The organism is Mucilaginibacter sp. P5_A6, assembly GCF_056400585.1.
Genome location: NZ_JBFUKZ010000001.1, coordinates 127,693 through 144,158, shown reverse-complemented (window position 1 = coordinate 144,158; position 16,466 = coordinate 127,693). Strand labels below are relative to the sequence as shown.

General features: G+C 42.9%; 12 protein-coding genes. 4 read left to right on the top strand and 8 right to left on the bottom strand.

Going from position 1 to position 16,466, the window contains the following annotated elements:
- The first annotated feature begins 153 nt into the window (after nt 1–153).
- Nucleotides 154–1,014: an N-acetylglucosamine kinase gene (locus tag AC1DO4_RS00685; RefSeq protein ID WP_477411999.1), complete on the top strand. Its 861-nt coding sequence runs from the start codon at nt 154–156 to the stop codon at nt 1,012–1,014.
- A gap of 258 nt (nt 1,015–1,272) precedes the next feature.
- Here AC1DO4_RS00685 and AC1DO4_RS00680 read toward each other — a convergent pair whose 3' ends face one another.
- The gene (locus AC1DO4_RS00680) at nt 1,273–1,965 is read right to left on the bottom strand and encodes an NUDIX hydrolase (protein WP_369829634.1); all 693 of its coding nucleotides are present in this window, start codon (nt 1,963–1,965) and stop codon (nt 1,273–1,275) included.
- A 130-nt stretch (nt 1,966–2,095) separates the two neighbouring features.
- Here AC1DO4_RS00680 and pfkA point away from each other — a divergent pair, with 130 nt between their 5' ends.
- From pfkA to gap, 3 genes are read left to right on the top strand one after another with little or no spacing between them, the layout of a single operon-like run.
- Nucleotides 2,096–3,082, top strand: coding sequence for a 6-phosphofructokinase (pfkA, locus tag AC1DO4_RS00675; protein WP_477411997.1), 987 nt, complete (start codon nt 2,096–2,098; stop codon nt 3,080–3,082).
- A 6-nt stretch (nt 3,083–3,088) separates the two neighbouring features.
- Nucleotides 3,089–3,937 (top strand): hypothetical protein, encoded by an 849-nt coding sequence (locus AC1DO4_RS00670; protein WP_477411995.1) that lies wholly within the window; start codon nt 3,089–3,091, stop codon nt 3,935–3,937.
- A 7-nt stretch (nt 3,938–3,944) separates the two neighbouring features.
- Nucleotides 3,945–4,940 carry a type I glyceraldehyde-3-phosphate dehydrogenase gene (gene gap, locus AC1DO4_RS00665; RefSeq protein WP_477411993.1) on the top strand — a complete coding sequence of 332 codons (996 nt, stop codon included), beginning with the start codon at nt 3,945–3,947 and terminating at the stop codon, nt 4,938–4,940.
- Nucleotides 4,941–5,581: 641 nt separating this feature from the next.
- Here gap and AC1DO4_RS00660 read toward each other — a convergent pair.
- From AC1DO4_RS00660 to AC1DO4_RS00630, 7 genes are all read right to left on the bottom strand, one after another.
- Nucleotides 5,582–6,307 (bottom strand): SDR family oxidoreductase, encoded by a 726-nt coding sequence (locus AC1DO4_RS00660; protein WP_477411991.1) that lies wholly within the window; start codon nt 6,305–6,307, stop codon nt 5,582–5,584.
- 51 nt (nt 6,308–6,358) lie between these two features.
- Entirely contained in the window at nt 6,359–7,261 is a 903-nt protein-coding gene (locus AC1DO4_RS00655; protein WP_477411989.1) for a helix-turn-helix domain-containing protein, read from the bottom strand.
- A gap of 83 nt (nt 7,262–7,344) precedes the next feature.
- Nucleotides 7,345–9,750 (bottom strand): ABC transporter permease, encoded by a 2,406-nt coding sequence (locus AC1DO4_RS00650; protein WP_477411987.1) that lies wholly within the window; start codon nt 9,748–9,750, stop codon nt 7,345–7,347.
- 1,409 nt (nt 9,751–11,159) lie between these two features.
- Nucleotides 11,160–12,155 (bottom strand): DUF6371 domain-containing protein, encoded by a 996-nt coding sequence (locus tag AC1DO4_RS00645; RefSeq protein ID WP_477411985.1) that lies wholly within the window; start codon nt 12,153–12,155, stop codon nt 11,160–11,162.
- 706 nt (nt 12,156–12,861) lie between these two features.
- A complete protein-coding gene (locus AC1DO4_RS00640) occupies nt 12,862–13,935 on the bottom strand; it encodes an AAA family ATPase (protein WP_477411983.1) in 1,074 nt (357 codons plus the stop codon).
- Nucleotides 13,936–14,475: 540 nt separating this feature from the next.
- A complete protein-coding gene (locus AC1DO4_RS00635) occupies nt 14,476–15,540 on the bottom strand; it encodes a GmrSD restriction endonuclease domain-containing protein (RefSeq protein WP_477411981.1) in 1,065 nt (354 codons plus the stop codon).
- Nucleotides 15,541–16,278, bottom strand: coding sequence for an FRG domain-containing protein (locus AC1DO4_RS00630; RefSeq protein ID WP_477411979.1), 738 nt, complete (start codon nt 16,276–16,278; stop codon nt 15,541–15,543).
- Nucleotides 16,279–16,466 lie beyond the last annotated feature (188 nt).

The following is a 16,466-nucleotide window of genomic DNA, read 5'->3' as shown; positions in this document are numbered from 1 at the left end:
AATGATAGTTAAGAATACTTAAAGTTAGATTTTGTGCAAAAAGACAGTGTTATTAGCGTAAAAATGGCAATTTTTATCTTTTAGATTACAAAGTGTTTTTTTTACAATAAGTTAATCATACTTTTAACCAATTTTTTTAATAAAACTTAATTTATGATCATAATTGCTGACGGTGGCTCAACTAAAACAAACTGGTGTCTGGTTACTGAAGAAGGTAAAAAAGTGTATTTTAACACAGAAGGTTATAATCCTTATTTTTCGAGCACCGCGTACATCATACAATCGTTAAACGAAAGTTTGCCTACCGATCTTGAAAAAGATGAAATAACCGAAGTTAATTACTACGGTGCGGGTTGTTCAACCCCCGATATGCGTAACGTTGTGAAGGAAGCTATGGAAGCGGTTTTCACCAAATCAAAGGTGAACATTGGTCACGATCTGCTTGCCGCAGCGCGTGCCCTTTTAGGTAACACCGAAGGCTTTGCAGCCATATTAGGTACCGGTACAAATACCTGTATCTATGATGGTAAGGATGTTGTTCAAAATATCGATTCGGGCGCCTATATCCTGGGCGACGAAGGCAGCGGATGCTACATTGGGAAAAAATTACTGGTTGATTACCTGCGCGGCTATATGCCCGAGCCTGTTCGCGCCCTGTTTTGGGAAACCTTTAAACTTACGCCCGATGATATCAACGAGCAGGTTTATACCCAACCGCGTGCAAACCGTTTTTGCGCCAGCTTCAGCAAGTTTGTTTATGATAACAATGTTCATATTGAATACTCACGTAACCTGGTGCGTACCTCGTTTGAGGATTTCTTCCGCAACCTGGTTGCACACTACCCCAATTATCAAAAATATACATTTAACTGCATAGGCTCGGTAGGTTACAATTTCCGTAACGTACTGGAAGAGGTAGTTACCGAAAACGGAATGGTTGTAGGTAACATCATCCGCTCGCCGATAGATAACCTGGTAAAATACCACCTGGAATTATCGCCAAGCTCTTTGTAAGAACAAGGATTTTTGGATTAAGGATTCTTTGGACAAAAGACAAAGGACTTTCAGACAAAAGACATAAAAAGAAGGGCCGGAAATTAACTTTCCAGCCCTTTATTTTTTATTATCCGACTCGCCTTTATTTCAAATCTTTGCTTTTTGTTCCAAAAAATCCTTTTCCGAAAATCCTTTGTCTGACCGTCCTTTGTCCGAAAGTCTTTTGTCCGACAGTCCTTTGTCTAAAAGTCTTTCATCCTAAAATCCTTGCTCTCTCTACCCCAAACTCATTTCCCCCTGAAAAATCTTGCCGTATTTACGTTTATCAAACTTGTACAGTTTGGCGGCGCGGTATGATACGCCTTTTTGTTTTTCGTCCAGCTCTTTTAAAAAGCCATAACTGAGCATTTTTTTGCGGAAATTTCTTTTATCCAGCTTTTTATTAAGCACCGCCTCATAAAGCGACTGCAATTGGGTAAGTGTAAATTTTTCGGGTAGCAGTTCAAAAGCAATCGGCTGGTAATGCAGCCTCCTGCGGATTTTGTTAAATCCGGTATTGAAGATCTCGCTATGGTCAAAAGCCAGTTTTGGCAGATCGTTAACCGGGTGCCAAATGGCTTTTTTTGCAAATTGGGTTACCGGTCGCAGCTCTTTTTGCCCGTTAATACGGATAAGTGCATAGTAGGCTACCGTAATCACACGGCCCTGCGGGTGCCTGTTCACCTCACCAAAGGTATGAAACTGCTGCATATGCAGATCGCGCAGGCCGGTAAGCTCGTACAGGATCCGCTCTGCGGCATCATCAATACTTTCATCCTGCTCAACTATATAACCGGGCAGTGCAAACCAGTCTTTATAAGGCTCTTCGTTTCGCTCGATTAATAAAATCTTAAGTTCGCCGGCTTCAAAACCAAAAATTACGCAATCTATAGAGAATACGGAATCAAACTTGGGTAGCATTAGTTCCAAAATAGTTGTTGAGATTTAAGTTAACAGTTTAAATATAGGTTCTTAATTTCTAATCTAAAAAAAAACAAATAAATTTAATGGTGTAATTTACACACTGTATCTTCGTAGCACAAATTTAGTGACGTAAAAAATGCATAAAATTTCAAAACTTGCTGTTTTAACTTCTGGTGGTGATGCCCCCGGTATGAACCCATGTATTCGTGCGGTTGTTAGAACAGCGATTTACAATGGCCTTGAGGTAGTGGGGATAAGACAAGGTTACAAAGGCCTTATCGAGAACGACATGTACGACATGAACAAACGCTCGGTAAGCAATATTTTGAGTTTAGGAGGTACAATTTTAAAAACAGCCCGCTGTTTACCTTTTAAAGAAGATGAAGGTATGGCCGTGGCCTACCAACATTTAAAAGAGCATGGTATTGATGCCCTGGTGGTAATTGGTGGCGATGGCACTTTTACAGGCGCCCTGCGTTTTTCAAGAAAGTATCCTGATATTGCAGTAATAGGCGTTCCCGGCACTATTGATAACGATCTTTGCGGCTCAACCTATACCCTTGGCTTTGATACTGCTACCAATACCGTTATACAGGCTATCGACAAAATACGTGACACTGCTGATGCACATGACCGTTTGTTTTTTATTGAAGTAATGGGCCGCGACTCGGGCGCTATTGCCCTGCGTGCAGGTATCTCCTGCGGCGCCGAAGCCATTTTACTGCCCGAAAAGCAAACCGCTATTGAAGATCTTATCCAAAACCTGAAGGAAGGTCATATGAACAAAAAGTCTTCGAGCATTGTTATTGTGGCCGAAGGTGATAAAAACGGCGGTGTTTATGACGTTGCCAAAGCGGTACAAAAAGAAGTTAAAAACTACGACATTAAAGTAACTATATTAGGCCACTTGCAAAGAGGAGGCAGCCCATCAAGTTTCGACCGTATTTTGGGCAGCAGGCTGGGCTTTGCAGCAGTTAACGCTTTGATAGCCGGGGAATCACAAAAAATGGTAGGTTTGCAAGCTAATAACATTGTGCTCACCAGTTTGGAAGATGCGCTTAACCACCATGAGTTTAAACTGGAAGCAGACCTTTTACTCATGGCGGATATATTATCGATATAATAATTAATGATTGCAGTAGTTTACAGCGGATCGTATTTTGCACATTGGCGCCTGGCAGCTAAGGGAAGAACTATTGCTTCTTTTAAAACCAATGGCATCAATCCGTACTTTAACGACGAAAAGCACATACTGCAACTCCTCAACAAAAACATCAATCTTATACACCACGCCGAGCAAATAAAACGCATTTATTTCTTCGGCGCAGGTGCATCGTCTGACGAACGCAAGCAGGTGATCCATAATGCCCTATCCGCTTTCTTCAAGTTTGGCAAGGTAAGCGTTGAGCACGATATTACAGCGGCGGCCATTGCCTGCTGCAAAAACTCGCCGGGTATTGTGAGCATTTGCGGCAGCGGTTCAAACGCCGCCTGGTACGACGGTAAAAAGGTTGAACCCAACAATTACGGTTTAGGATACGTGCTGGCCGATGAAGGCAGCGGCAACTGGCTTGGCAGGCAGCTCATCAAAGGTTTTATGAACGAAACCCTGCCGGCAAGCATCCGCAAAAAGTTTATTCATAAATATGATGCCGACCGCAAAACACTTTTAGAGAAGGTTTACCGGCAAAAACAACCCACATTATTCCTGAGCTCGTTTACCGAATTTTACCTGGAAAACCGTACAGATAACCATCTCCAAAACGTCATAAAAAAAGGATTTAGCACGCTAATTTCGACATATTTATTACCTTTACATAAGCAACATCCCGAAGCCTCCATTTATTTTGTGGGCACGGTTGCTGCCAATTTTCAGGAACTTTTATATGAATCAGCCGCTGAAGCCAATCTTCAAATAGCCAACATTATTAAAGAACCTATAAATAATTTATTAACCTACTATTTAAATAAAAATTAAAAAAATCATGAAAATAGGAATTAACGGTTTCGGCCGTATTGGCCGCCTGGCATTCAGAGCCGCAATTGAAAGATCCGACATTGAAGTTGTTGGTATTAATGACCTGGTTGAGCCAGATTACATGGCTTACATGTTAAAATACGATTCAACCCACGGACCGTTCAAAGGCACTATTGCTGTTGAAGGCGGACATTTGGTTGTAAACGGTAAAACCATCCGTGTTACTGCTGAAAAGGATCCTGCTAACCTTAAATGGGGCGAAATAGGTGCCGAAGTGATCATTGAATCAACAGGCCTGTTCCTTACCCAGGAAACTGCTCAAAAACATATTGACGCCGGCGCTAAAAAAGTAGTAATGAGCGCACCAGCAAAAGATGATACCCCTACATTTGTAATGGGTGTAAACCATAAAGAGTTAAAAGCCGATCAACACATCGTTTCAAACGCATCATGTACTACCAACTGTTTAGCACCTATTGCTAAAGTATTGGATGATAACTTTGGTATTGAAGAAGGTTTAATGACTACTGTACACGCTGTTACTGCTACTCAAAAAACTGTTGATAGCCCGTCTGCAAAAGACTGGAGAGGCGGCCGTGGTGCTTACCAAAACATCATCCCTTCATCAACCGGTGCTGCTAAAGCAGTTGGTTTAGTTTTACCTCAGTTAAAAGGTAAATTAACCGGTATGTCATTACGTGTACCTGTTGCCGATGTATCTGTTGTTGACTTAACTGTACGTTTGAAAAAAGGTGCTTCTTACGAGGCTATCAAAGCAGCAATGAAAGCAGCATCAGAAGGCGAACTTAAAGGCATTTTAGGTTACACCGAAGATGATGTAGTATCTGAAGATTTTAAAGGTGATGCACGCACATCAATTTTTGATGCTAAAGCAGGTATCGGCCTTAATGATAACTTTGTTAAAGTTGTATCATGGTACGATAACGAGTGGGGTTATTCAAACAAACTGATCGACCTTGTTCAGGAATTAGGTAAAGTATAATTCCCTTTTCCCAATCTTAATTTATACCAAAAGCCCTGGCAATAGCCGGGGCTTTTTACTTATGCGGGTAATTGGCCGGTCACCCTGAGCCTGTCGAAGGGTCGCGCGCAGAGGCCTTTACCCGCTATGCTTCGACAAGCTACCCATGACATGTTTGGTTTTACACAAACATTCACTTAAACGCTGGCCACGACTCACCCCGGCTACTCCGTTAGCTAACGGATGGCCGACCCTCTCTCCGGCTTACGCCGCATAGAGGGTGAAGCTCATTTTTTTATTTTTTTGCCCCTCTATGCGCGAAGCGGAGAGAGGGGCAGACGTCCGTTAGCTAACGGATCGTCGGGGTGAGTCGACTCGTAGCCATGCGATATACGTCATTCCCCCTTCAGAGTCCCCGGATTTTACAACTCAGCATGACAGCCCTTTTAGCAACGCCATTCTCTTCTATGACATAATTTCTTTTAGTCTTTTGCCCAAAAGTCCTTTATCCATTGTCCAAAAATCCTTTTTCCAAATCTTGTCCGTCCGCTACCTGGTACCGCTGCTGTGCGGACAGGTGCGGACAGCTTTTTCATCCAAAAACGGCGAAGCCCTCACCGGAGTTGATCCTTACTCCTTGCTCCAAAAGTCCTTACCCCCCCCTACCAGGGCGTTTCCCCGTAATCACTAAAGTATTTACCTGTAGGGCCATCCTTATCAATCATGGCATATTTAACAATTGGCGCTGCGCCATCCTCTACCGGTTTTGGGCCCTGGTTATGGTTAAATTCGGTATTGGTATAGCCGGGGTTTACCATATTTACTTTAACCTGGTCTTTCAACTCAAACGCCAATGCAACGGTATAAGCGTTCAAAGCCGTTTTTGACGGACCATAAGCTGCCGATTTAAACTGGTAATATTCCCAGTTAGGGTTGTTATGATAGGTAAGCGAACCCAGATCTGATGTTACATTCACGATCCTTGGGTTTTCGGCTTTTTTAAGCAGATCGATAAAGATCCTTACCGTGCGGATCACGCCGAAAAAGTTTACCTCAAAAACCTGTTTCATGGTATCGTCGCTTACAGTTGTGGCTGCCTGCGGGAAAACCCCGGGGATGCCCGCGTTGTTGATCAGCACATCTAAATGAGCTGTTTTTTGAGCAAGCTCGTCATAGGCTTGCTGTACAGATTGCTCGCTCACCACATCAATCAGCAAAAGCTCCACATCGGCAAAGCCTTCAGCCTTTAGCTGCTCAACGGCCTTATCGCCATTGGCTTTATCCCTTGCTCCTAAAAATATATGGTAACCGGCCCGGGCCATTTGGCGGGCGGTTTCAAAGCCAATGCCCTTATTGGCACCGGTTATTAATACAGTTTGTTTATTCATGAAGCAAAGCTACAGCAGCGCGTTAGCAATGCCACTGTACATTGCGGGGCATTAACTGTACATTTCCCGGATTTGCTGCCTGTAGTTTATCGGCGTAGCTTCGGTAAGGCGTTTAAAAAAGCGGTTAAAGTAGGCCGCGTCCTCAAAACCCAGCTCATCGGCAATTTGCTTTACAGAAAGTTCGGTATGTAAAAGGCGGCGTTTGGCCTCTACAATAAGGCGCTCATGAATATGGGTAATGGCCGTTTTACCGCTTTGCTGCTTAATAACTTCGGTAAGGCGACCGGGGGTTATATTCAGCTTTTCGGCATAGGCGGTCACATCATGCTGGGTGCTGTAATGTTCGCCAATTAAGGCCTGGAAGCTTTTAAGCAGGCAGTAGTTTGTGGTTAGGCATGTTTCGCTAAATTGCTCGTTATACAGCCGGCTCAGGTAAATCACCAGTACCCGCAGCCACGAAGTAAGCATCTGGTTACGCCAGCTGCCCTCCGTGTTAAACTCATCCAGCATTTTGCGCATGGTATCTTCCACAAAAACCATATCCTTTTTACTCAGCAGCAACTCATGCGCGGCCGATAGATTTTCAATGATTGGCAGCTGCTTTAAAATGCGGTTCTCCTCCAGCTGCAAAAACTCGTCGGTAAAGCTGGCCATCAACCCCTCTACAGGGCCGGCGTTTTCTTTAAGGTGCACCTGCTGCGGTACCGTAAAGTAAAAGGTATCGGCCTTAATGGTGTACGGCATAAAATCAATCCAGTGACGGTTGCTGCCGCTTTTAACCAACACAAACAGGTAATAATCTTTACGGTGCGGAATCAGGAAAGCCGGATCGAGCTTCAAATGGCCGCAAAGGGTATTAACCTCGCGCACCTCAATCATGCTGTTGCCCGTGGTGGTACTTTCCATCATGGTATAAGTGGGGATAGCTGGCTTATCGGCAGTTAAAACGGGCATATAGCAAAGTAACAAATAAATTGCTTACAGGTTTCTTAAAGCAATGTAAACATGCGGCCTCCTGCCCTGCTGCTGTCGCTACCCTACTCGGTTTTCAAACTTTTAACCGGGTTCATCAATGCAGCTTTTACGGTTAATAACGACACCGTAACAAAAGCAATAATAAACACCACTATAAACGGTATAACAAACAATATCCAATTAATGCTGAGCCTGAACGAGTAGGTTTGCAGCCATTTGTTAATGGCATACCATGCCAACGGCGCCGACACAACAAAAGCTACCACTACCAACACGGCAAAATCCTTATAAAGCAGTTGTAAAATATTGCTCACGGTAGCGCCCAGTACCTTACGGATGCCTATCTCTTTGGTGCGCTGTACAATGGTGTATGATACTAAGCCAAATAAACCCAGGCAGGCAACAAATATGGCTATGAATGTAAATATGCCAAACACCTGGCCAAAACGCTTATCAGCCTGGTATTGCTTGTTAAAATGCTGGTCGAGAAAGAAATAATCAAACTGGTCATTGGGGAAATAGGTTTTCCAGTCTGTTTTTAAAACACTTAATGTATGCTGAATATCGGCTGTGCTAATTTTAATAGATACCTGGTTACGCAAATCGGGAATACACCTAAAAATCAACGCATCATAATCATCCCGTAACGATTGCTGGTGAAAATTATCAACAACACCAACAATGGTATAGGTTTTTCCCCAAAAGTCAATTTGCTTACCTACGGCCTGTGCGGGCTTATCAAAACCCATTTGGTGAATAGCCTTTTCGTTAAACACCACCGAAGCCGTATCGGTGGTAAATTGAGTAGAAAACTTGCGACCGGCAAGCAGCTTCATATCGTAAAAAGTTAAGTATTCCTGGTCGCCGCCAATAACGCGGTATTGCTTGCCTTGCGACTGATCGGCACCATGAGGCTTAATGCCGCCCGCGTTCCATCCCACCGGTTCGCCGGGCACCGTGGTTGAAACTGTCATTCCTTTAATAGCCGGGTTAGTGAGGATGTTATTCTTAAAAGCCATCATATTGCGGTAAAACGAATCAATTTTGGCTATCGGCGGCTTAATCACAATGGTTTGATCGATATTAATACCCAGGCTTTGGTTTTGCATGTATTGAATTTGCCTGAATACCGTTAACGACCCAATGAGCAGGAAAATTGACGCTGCAAACTGAAAAACAACCATCCCCTTTCGCAAAATTATACCCCGCGGCGATGCCGACAACTTGCCCTTCATTACTTCAACCGGCTTAAAAGATGATAGCACCATGGCCGGGTAAAAGCCCGAAAAGAACGAACCTACCAGCAATATGCCCGCCACCGTTATCCAAAACACCGGATTTAAAAACAAGCTAAAGCTGATATGCAGGCCCGATATATTGGCAAAAATCGGCAAAAAAACAACAATGAGTATAACCGCAAGCAGCAGCGCCAACAGGTTAAGCAACCCCGCCTCCAGCATAAATTGTACAATAAGCTGTTGCTTTGCCGACCCTAATGTTTTACGTACGCCAACCTCTTTGGCCCGGCCTATCCCTTTGGCGGTAGCCAGGTTAATATAGTTTATCCAGGCTATAATAATTACAAATACGGCTATGCCCAGCAGCAGGTAAACAGCATTACCATCGCCATTGGGCTGCAGTTCATACATCAGGTTGGAGTACAGGTGAATGCTGCTTACCGACTGCAGCGTATAAATACCGCTATCGCCCGTACCCTTAAATTTATCATAGGCCTTTTTTACAATGGGGATAAACTTAGTTTCCAGGGCCCTGGGATTAACACCCGGCTTAAGCAGCAAATAGGTAGTGCAGCCGTCATTTTGCCATTGGTTATCAATACCCGGCGCATAAATTTTTGCCAGGGTTGCCCACGACTGCAGAAAATCCAGCTTCATGTGCGTATTTTCGGGCATATCCTCCATTACACCCGTAACCTTCATGCCCTTATCATTATAGGTGGTAATAGTTTGCCCAACAGGGTTTTGGTTGTTAAACAGCTTTTTGGCCACACTGCTTGATATAACTACCGTATTAGGCTCGGCCAGGGCAGTTTTAGGGTCGCCGCTGAGCAGTTTGTACGAGAAGATATTGAAGAAGGAACTGCCCACAAAATAATTATTGGCTACCGTCATTTTCTGATCCTTATAACTCAGCAGGATATCGCCCGCCGGCGATAATTTTACCATATCTTCAATCTCGGGCAAATCGTTCTTAAATTCCGTGCCGGGCGCAAAAGCCCCGCCGGCCCACCGGGTACTTAATTTGCCATTATTATACCTATCCTGGTTAATGCGGTAAATGCGATCTTTCTTGGTCTGAAAATTATCAAAGCTCAGTTCAAACGTAACATACTGCAAAATTAAAAGGCATGCAGCCATACCAATAGCCAGCCCCACAATATTAATAAACGAAAAGGCTTTGTTTTTAGTGAGGTTACGGAAAGCAACCAAAAGGTAATTTTTAAGCATAACACCGGGTTTATGCCAAAATTGAGACTAATTACATGCCAATGTTTTAATTAACTAACAATCAAATAGTTATACAAATATTCAAATTAAACAACCGTCTGAATTCGTTACAATCAGCGTGCGGGAACGAACATACCGGGCGATAGCATAAAGGATTTCTAACATGCTGCGGTAGCCAGGGTACAGGAAAATCAGTGAATTGGCCTGTCACCCTGAGCCTGTCGAAGGGTCGCGCGCAGAGGCCTTCACCCGCTATGCTTCGACAGGCTCAGCATGACAGCCCTTTTAGCAACGCCATTCTCTCCTATGACATAATTTCTTTTAGTCCTTTATCCTTTATCCAAAAATCCTTTATCCAAAAACTGCAACCTGTCCTGTCCGTCCGCTCCCCCGCCCCCACTATTTTGCGGACAAGCCGGACAGCCTTAGCCATACCATCATTCAAATTAATGCCCACCAGTAGCCTTATTCTTAAAATTACAAAATCCCGCATCAATAAACATCCGGGATTTGTATATTCGATACCTTGCCTGCAGAGATATTTAATATAACACTTTTCTAAGGCATAACAATCCGCCCCCAAATAGTAACATTGAACTACACCAAATTATAACAAAGTAAACAACAATTGAGATCTTTGAAAGACTAATTTGTTCCGATAGTTGTTTTACTATTAAAAAATAATTTTTAGTATAAACACGTTTCAAAGTAACATATACAACTATTAAAATACCCAAAACAAGAGAGAAATAAGCTTCTTTATTATAGGGTAAAATGTGTTTGCTGATAAATAACATATATAACAAAGAACACCCAAAAAGTATATTTTGAGCCAAAATTATTGAAACTAAAGCCAGGCATTTAGTCATTACAACATCGGCATTTCCTTTGTAGGACAATATCACCATTCGATCACATAAATAAATTAAAAACTTCATATTAATCAATAATATTTTCTTCTAATTATTTTCCATTATATAAATAAGAAGCTAATTCTGCCAATCCATATAGCGCCGCTGTCGCAACGGTCCACCCTTGCAACCCGTAGGCCAAGTACACCCCATACCATCATTCAAATTAATGCATACCAGCAGCTTTATTTTTTAAAAATACAAAATCCCGCATCAATACATAACCGGGATCTGCATATTCAATACCTTGCATGCGTTTACCTATCAGCGTGGGCCTGTCAGTCTGAGCCTGTCGAAGACTCGCGCGCAGAGGCCTTCACCCGCTATGCTTCGACAGGCTCAGCATGACAGCCCTTTTAGCAACGCCATTCTCTCCTATGATATAATTTCTTTTAGTCTTTTATCCTTTGTCCAACAGTCCTTCGTCTAAAAATCCTTTTTCCAAAATCTGTCCGTCCGCTCCCCCGCCCCACTGTTTTGCGGACAAGCCGGACAGCCTCAGCCATAAACTACATCGCCAATATCAACCCCGTTCATTCTGTCTTCGGCGGTAGCCATATTTTCAAGCACGGTTGATACCATGAACAGGCTGCCGGGCATGGCCAATTGCAATTCTATAGCTTTTACCTTCCATTTGCTATAAGCGTTAACATCCGGAAAAAGCATTACACTGCGCCCCTTTAATATGCTGCTGCTGCATTTGGCAACGTTTAAGCCCTGCAGGCTGCCGCAGGCCAGCCATATAAACTGCGGTATAATGGCGCTGGCTATAATGGCGGTTTTCTCACTTTCAACAATGGCTACAGGTTTGTCCGGTTGGGCGGTAAGCAGGTGTTCGCCAAAAAGGCATTGTTTTAGTTCAAAATAATGGTTGTTGCCAAGGGCCTGCAGTTGTTTGGCTATTAGGGTATGCGCCCAGGTAATATGGTTAAAGGGCTCCTTTACCCGTTTGCCGGTATCGGCATTGTACAGCATTATTTTGCCTGTACGCACCCAGTTATCAGCATCGTACTGCCAAAACACGGTAGCGCCGGGCCAGTGGCCGTGCGTGCCTATATGGTAGCGTTTTATTAGTTGCTGTGTAACTTCCCTGCCAAAGCGCTTTATAAGGTACTGTACAAAATTGTTTTGCTTATAAGCCCTAAGCGTAAGGCGTACGTAATCGGGGTTAATAAAGTAATCGGCATTGGTGTTGGCTTGCGGGTGGCGTGGTGTGGGGTCTTTTGGTTCGGGTTGCGGGTGGCGAGGTGCGGGATTAAATGCTGTATTGCCTCGCCACTGGCTCCCCGAACCCCGCAACCCGCCACCCGAACCCGAACCCGGTTTAAAGTGATAGCCGCATTTATCAACCCTGCCACAGCGACCAACGTGCGGTGGCAGCTGCTGGCCTGTTTGGGTATCAATGTAACGTACAAAGCTTTTACTGTGATGATTGCACTCGGGGCAACGGTAGCGCGATTGCGTGCTTGCGTAAGGTTGTAATTGGTATTTCATTTGGTTCATTGGTTCATTAGTTCATTGGTTCATTGGTGGAGGGCGTATATTGCATGGCTACGAGTCGACTCACCCCGACGATCCGTTAGCTAACGGACGTCTGCCCCTCTTTCCGCTTCGCGCATAGAGGGGCAAAAAAATAAAAAAATGAGCTTCACCCTCTATGCGGCGTAAGCCGGAGAGAGGGTCGGCCATCCGTTAGCTAACGGAGTAGCCGGGGTGAGTCGTGGCCAGCGTTTAAGCGAATGTTTGTGTAAAACCAAACATGTCATAGGTAGGAACGAAGCAATCGCAAGGATGCAATGCGGTTATGCACAGTTCGCGATTGCCACGCTATCGCTACCTATGACGTATTCGTTTTTCAAGGTGTGAAGGCCTGTCAGTCTGAGCCTGTCGAAGACTCGCGCGGAGAGGCCTTTGCCCGCTATGCTTCGACAGGCTCAGCATGACAGCCCATTTAGCAACGTCATCCCCCCTTTCAGAGTTCCCGGATTTTAGCTCTCGCAATGACATATTTTTGGGGCGGATTCCCGAAGGTGTTTTGTGTTTTTTTACTTTCTGTCTTGGCTCTTGATTCTTGGCTCTTGATTCTTGATTCCTGACTCTTGACTCTCAGGTTTTGTCCGTCCGTCCGGAGATGTCTCACATCCCGGTGCGGACGGACAAAACACTTGCTTTACGGCGGTTTGTTGCCGGGGAATTACCTTTACTTTTTTGATTGCCCTGCTTTAAGCAGCCTATCAACCTTTTGGTGCGATATGCCCAGCTCCCTGCCAATCTCGCGCAGGGTGTAGCCCTGTTCCTTGTAGCTGGTGGCCTTTTCAATCATGGCATCGTACTTGCTATCGTTAGGTTTGGCTAATTGCTCCCACTCTTTGCCGTAGCTTACAAACTCGTACTGTAAAAAGTTATGCACCTTGTTTATCTGGCACAGGCAAACGTTGTCCTCGCCGTATACCTGCTCGGTATTGCGCTGTTTAATTTGTTTAAGGTAGCGCAGGTTAAAATCGGCTTTGCTTTCGCCAATGGTAAAGGCACTGTCGCAAAAGTTCATGAGCATTTTACTGCCCTGCAAATCGTTGCGGGTAATGGCCTGGGTAAGGTCGCGCTTGGGGGTGTGGGCAAGCACCAAAATGCTTAGGTCGTACTTGTTTTTAAGGCTTTTCAGTTGCTTCATCAGGGGCGATGCATCCTGGGCTTTTTCGGTTTCGCTGCGCAGATAGGTAAGGTTATCAATAATTAATACCCTTGCATTGGTTTGCAAAACAGAGCGTTCAAGCGAGTAAATCAAATAACTATCGAAATCCTCAAAGCCCTGGGGCAAATCAATTTCGGGGTTTAGCTCTGCCCTGTAAAAGTTACTGTTAAACCGGTAATGCTCGGTGTAATTGGCAGAGTAACGGGCTTCAAACTGCTTATCGGTAAGCTCAAAATCGCAGTATAAAACAGGTTGTGCAGCAGCCTCTACCTCAAAAGGCGTTTCGCCCTTACCCCTGCTTACGGCATCGGCAATTTGTACTGCCACAATACTTTTGCCCAGGTTGCTATCGGCAAACAGAATGCATACCTCGCCCTGGTGCCAAAACTTGCCGAACAGCATTAAAGGCACCGGCCTTGCACTGGCCTGCTCCATCCAATGGTTTACACGGCGTACCATTAGTACATCGTCGTTATTTTCGGGTAATTGCTGCTGTTGCAGTTGCAGCAAACTCTCCTGCGCCAGCAAGGCAGCATTAATTTGCATACTGTTTTGGTTGTTCATTAATTCGTGGTTCATCATTTTGTTTATTAGTTCACTTGTTCATTAGTTCATTGGTTCACTGGTTCATTAGTTCATTGGTGGATGGGCGGGTTTTCGAAGTCAAAAGTCAAAAAGTCCGAAAGTCTGATAGTCCTACAGTCCGAATGTCTGATAGTCCGAACATCCGAAAGTCCAAAAAATCCCGACCGGGATTTTTGAAAATACTTCTCCTTTAGCCTATTTTTTTAGTAAGGGCTTTGGCTACCCCCTTATCGGGGATACGGCCTATAGAACGATGTTTGTTTTTTTGTCCGTCCGGCTGGGTGTCCCGGTACAGTTTCGGACAGAGCGGACAAGACGGTGTTTTTTAGTTTTCGGGCTGACTCACCCGTGGAGATTTATATTCACTACAATAATACAAAAAATTCTTTAAATTAAAGAATATTCTTGAAAAAAGTTGATTTTGTCCGGGGTGTCCGGAGATGGTGGGGATGGGGGTGCGGACGGACAGGGGTTGCTTTAGCTTATTTAAATGGGATTACTAATTAAAGCACACAGGCAAGTTTCGTTAAACATTAATCAGGCAATGCCAAGATATAAAGTTAAAATTTCCAACCTTGTCTTTATTGAAGTCGCATCGTTTGTGCCTTGTTGCGATAATCTATCATATTCTAATAGGTCAAATTCTGCTGACGCAATGTCTTTTTCCGCTTTAATTCTATTTGAAGTCAATTTGTCTCTAAATTTAACCAGTAAGTCACGGCTAAAAGCTGATAAAAGACCTTTTTTAAGATAATTACTAATCAATAAATAATATACAGGAAACATGCCTTGAGAGTTCAGTAAGAAATCTTTCTTTATAAAAATCGACTCCATTTCATCTAAAACATTTACCACCTCATCGTAAAGCTTTTCGACATCCTTTTCTTTCTTATTTTTAAAAGATTTAACGAAGTCATCCAAATAAAATTTCTTTGTGTCAATTATTCTGCCTTTAGTATTCAAGCTATAGGCTAAAAATAGCAGCTTTGCTGCTGCTTCTTTATGTTGATATCGTTTATTTGAAAATCCAATATTATTTTTAAATAATTTGTGATTAGATACTTTTGTTATCGCTTTAGCCATAACCCCACCAAAAGCATTCCTTTTTTCAGCAGCGTTCAATGGCACAGCCTCATTTAACCGCGAAAACATATCTTCAATTAATTCGAGGTCGTCAGTTGTGATCGCTATAATTGGTAGAGAAATTGAATCGAATTTTATTTTAAGCTTAGGATAGTTTTTGGCTAAGTCAGAATAAGTTTGTGAACCTGCTTTGACAGTTGGGTCCTTTAGGTATTGGAAATCGTTTGCAATAGCAAAATCCCCATCAATAAACTTCCAGATAGCTTCTAACCTCTGTCTTCCATCAATAATAGCAAACTCCTTCCCCGTTTTGATTCTTTCGGAAACCGATAATCTATGAAAATAAATTTTCGGAATATCGTATTCATTCAAAATAGAGTCGATTAGTAATTGTCTTTTCTCCAAAGGCCATACATCACCATTTCTCTGGTATTCAGGATTCACTATTATGTCTTCCCTTTCTGAATATATCTTCAGTATAGCACTTTGATTTAATGCGTTGCTTTCAATAAATGGCATTTAAAATTCTTTATTTATAATTTCACCTATACTGGATAACTCGGGGAACAGCTGAAATTTGGTTATTCCTAATATTTGTAATTCCTTTTTTAACTCTTCTTTTTTATCTTTTGGAATGATATACTTCCAGATATGTTGTTTGTTTCCAATTTCTTCTATCGGTGTTTTATCTCGATGGCTAATTGTAAAAACACCTAATTGGGCTTGCATTCTGGGGTTATTTCGAGTTGCGATAGCCGCGATAGGAAATAATTGAGATACTTTATCCTGATAAAAAATTTCCGGGTCATAATTTTTCAAAATAACATCTTCGAAAGACGGAATATAGAAGCTTTCTTCAGAATATATATTTGCGTTTCTATTTAGCTCCGTAGGAAGTAAGATCCAAAGTGCCCCATCCTCATCGTCATGCCTTTCCACAGCGAAATATAAAGCTATTAAAGCGCTTTCTGTCCAGTCAAGTAATCGAGTTGGAACCCCGTGATGCTGCATTTGAAATAACCAGTCAAAATAATTAGATGGGGATCGTTGAATTAGCAGTGATGCATTTTGCTTAAACCTTGTAATTAAAGTAAATTCCGAGATGCTTTTTTCTTTTCTCAAGAAAAATGGTTGTAGCTTCCAAGATGACACAGATTGGCCTCGAAACCAAATTTTGCCGTCGTAATCGCTTCCATCCTTTTTAAGATATTTCAAAAGATCGGCAACAGAAGATAGGGTTTTAGGTGGTTTTCTCACAAAAAATAAATCTGTTTAAATATATTAATATATGTTGTATTATTAGCAGCACTTTTCTTAATTAACGCGATTAATCCATATTATTAAAGAATAAAGAAAAATCATTATTGTATTACATAAAGCACTTAGTGAGGTTAAAGCCGTGTGCATGCCGAAAAACATTGACAAGGTAGAACGCCTATTATCAT

Coding starts and splice junctions, on each gene's coding strand:
- AC1DO4_RS00660 (WP_477411991.1), bottom strand. CDS start 6,307: ATGAATAAACAAACTGTATTAATAACCGGTGCCAATAAGGGCATTGGC.
- AC1DO4_RS00685 (WP_477411999.1), top strand. CDS start 154: ATGATCATAATTGCTGACGGTGGCTCAACTAAAACAAACTGGTGTCTG.
- AC1DO4_RS00670 (WP_477411995.1), top strand. CDS start 3,089: ATGATTGCAGTAGTTTACAGCGGATCGTATTTTGCACATTGGCGCCTG.
- AC1DO4_RS00650 (WP_477411987.1), bottom strand. CDS start 9,750: ATGCTTAAAAATTACCTTTTGGTTGCTTTCCGTAACCTCACTAAAAAC.
- pfkA (WP_477411997.1), top strand. CDS start 2,096: ATGCATAAAATTTCAAAACTTGCTGTTTTAACTTCTGGTGGTGATGCC.
- AC1DO4_RS00655 (WP_477411989.1), bottom strand. CDS start 7,261: ATGCCCGTTTTAACTGCCGATAAGCCAGCTATCCCCACTTATACCATG.
- gap (WP_477411993.1), top strand. CDS start 3,945: ATGAAAATAGGAATTAACGGTTTCGGCCGTATTGGCCGCCTGGCATTC.
- AC1DO4_RS00640 (WP_477411983.1), bottom strand. CDS start 13,935: ATGATGAACCACGAATTAATGAACAACCAAAACAGTATGCAAATTAAT.
- AC1DO4_RS00635 (WP_477411981.1), bottom strand. CDS start 15,540: ATGCCATTTATTGAAAGCAACGCATTAAATCAAAGTGCTATACTGAAG.
- AC1DO4_RS00645 (WP_477411985.1), bottom strand. CDS start 12,155: ATGAAATACCAATTACAACCTTACGCAAGCACGCAATCGCGCTACCGT.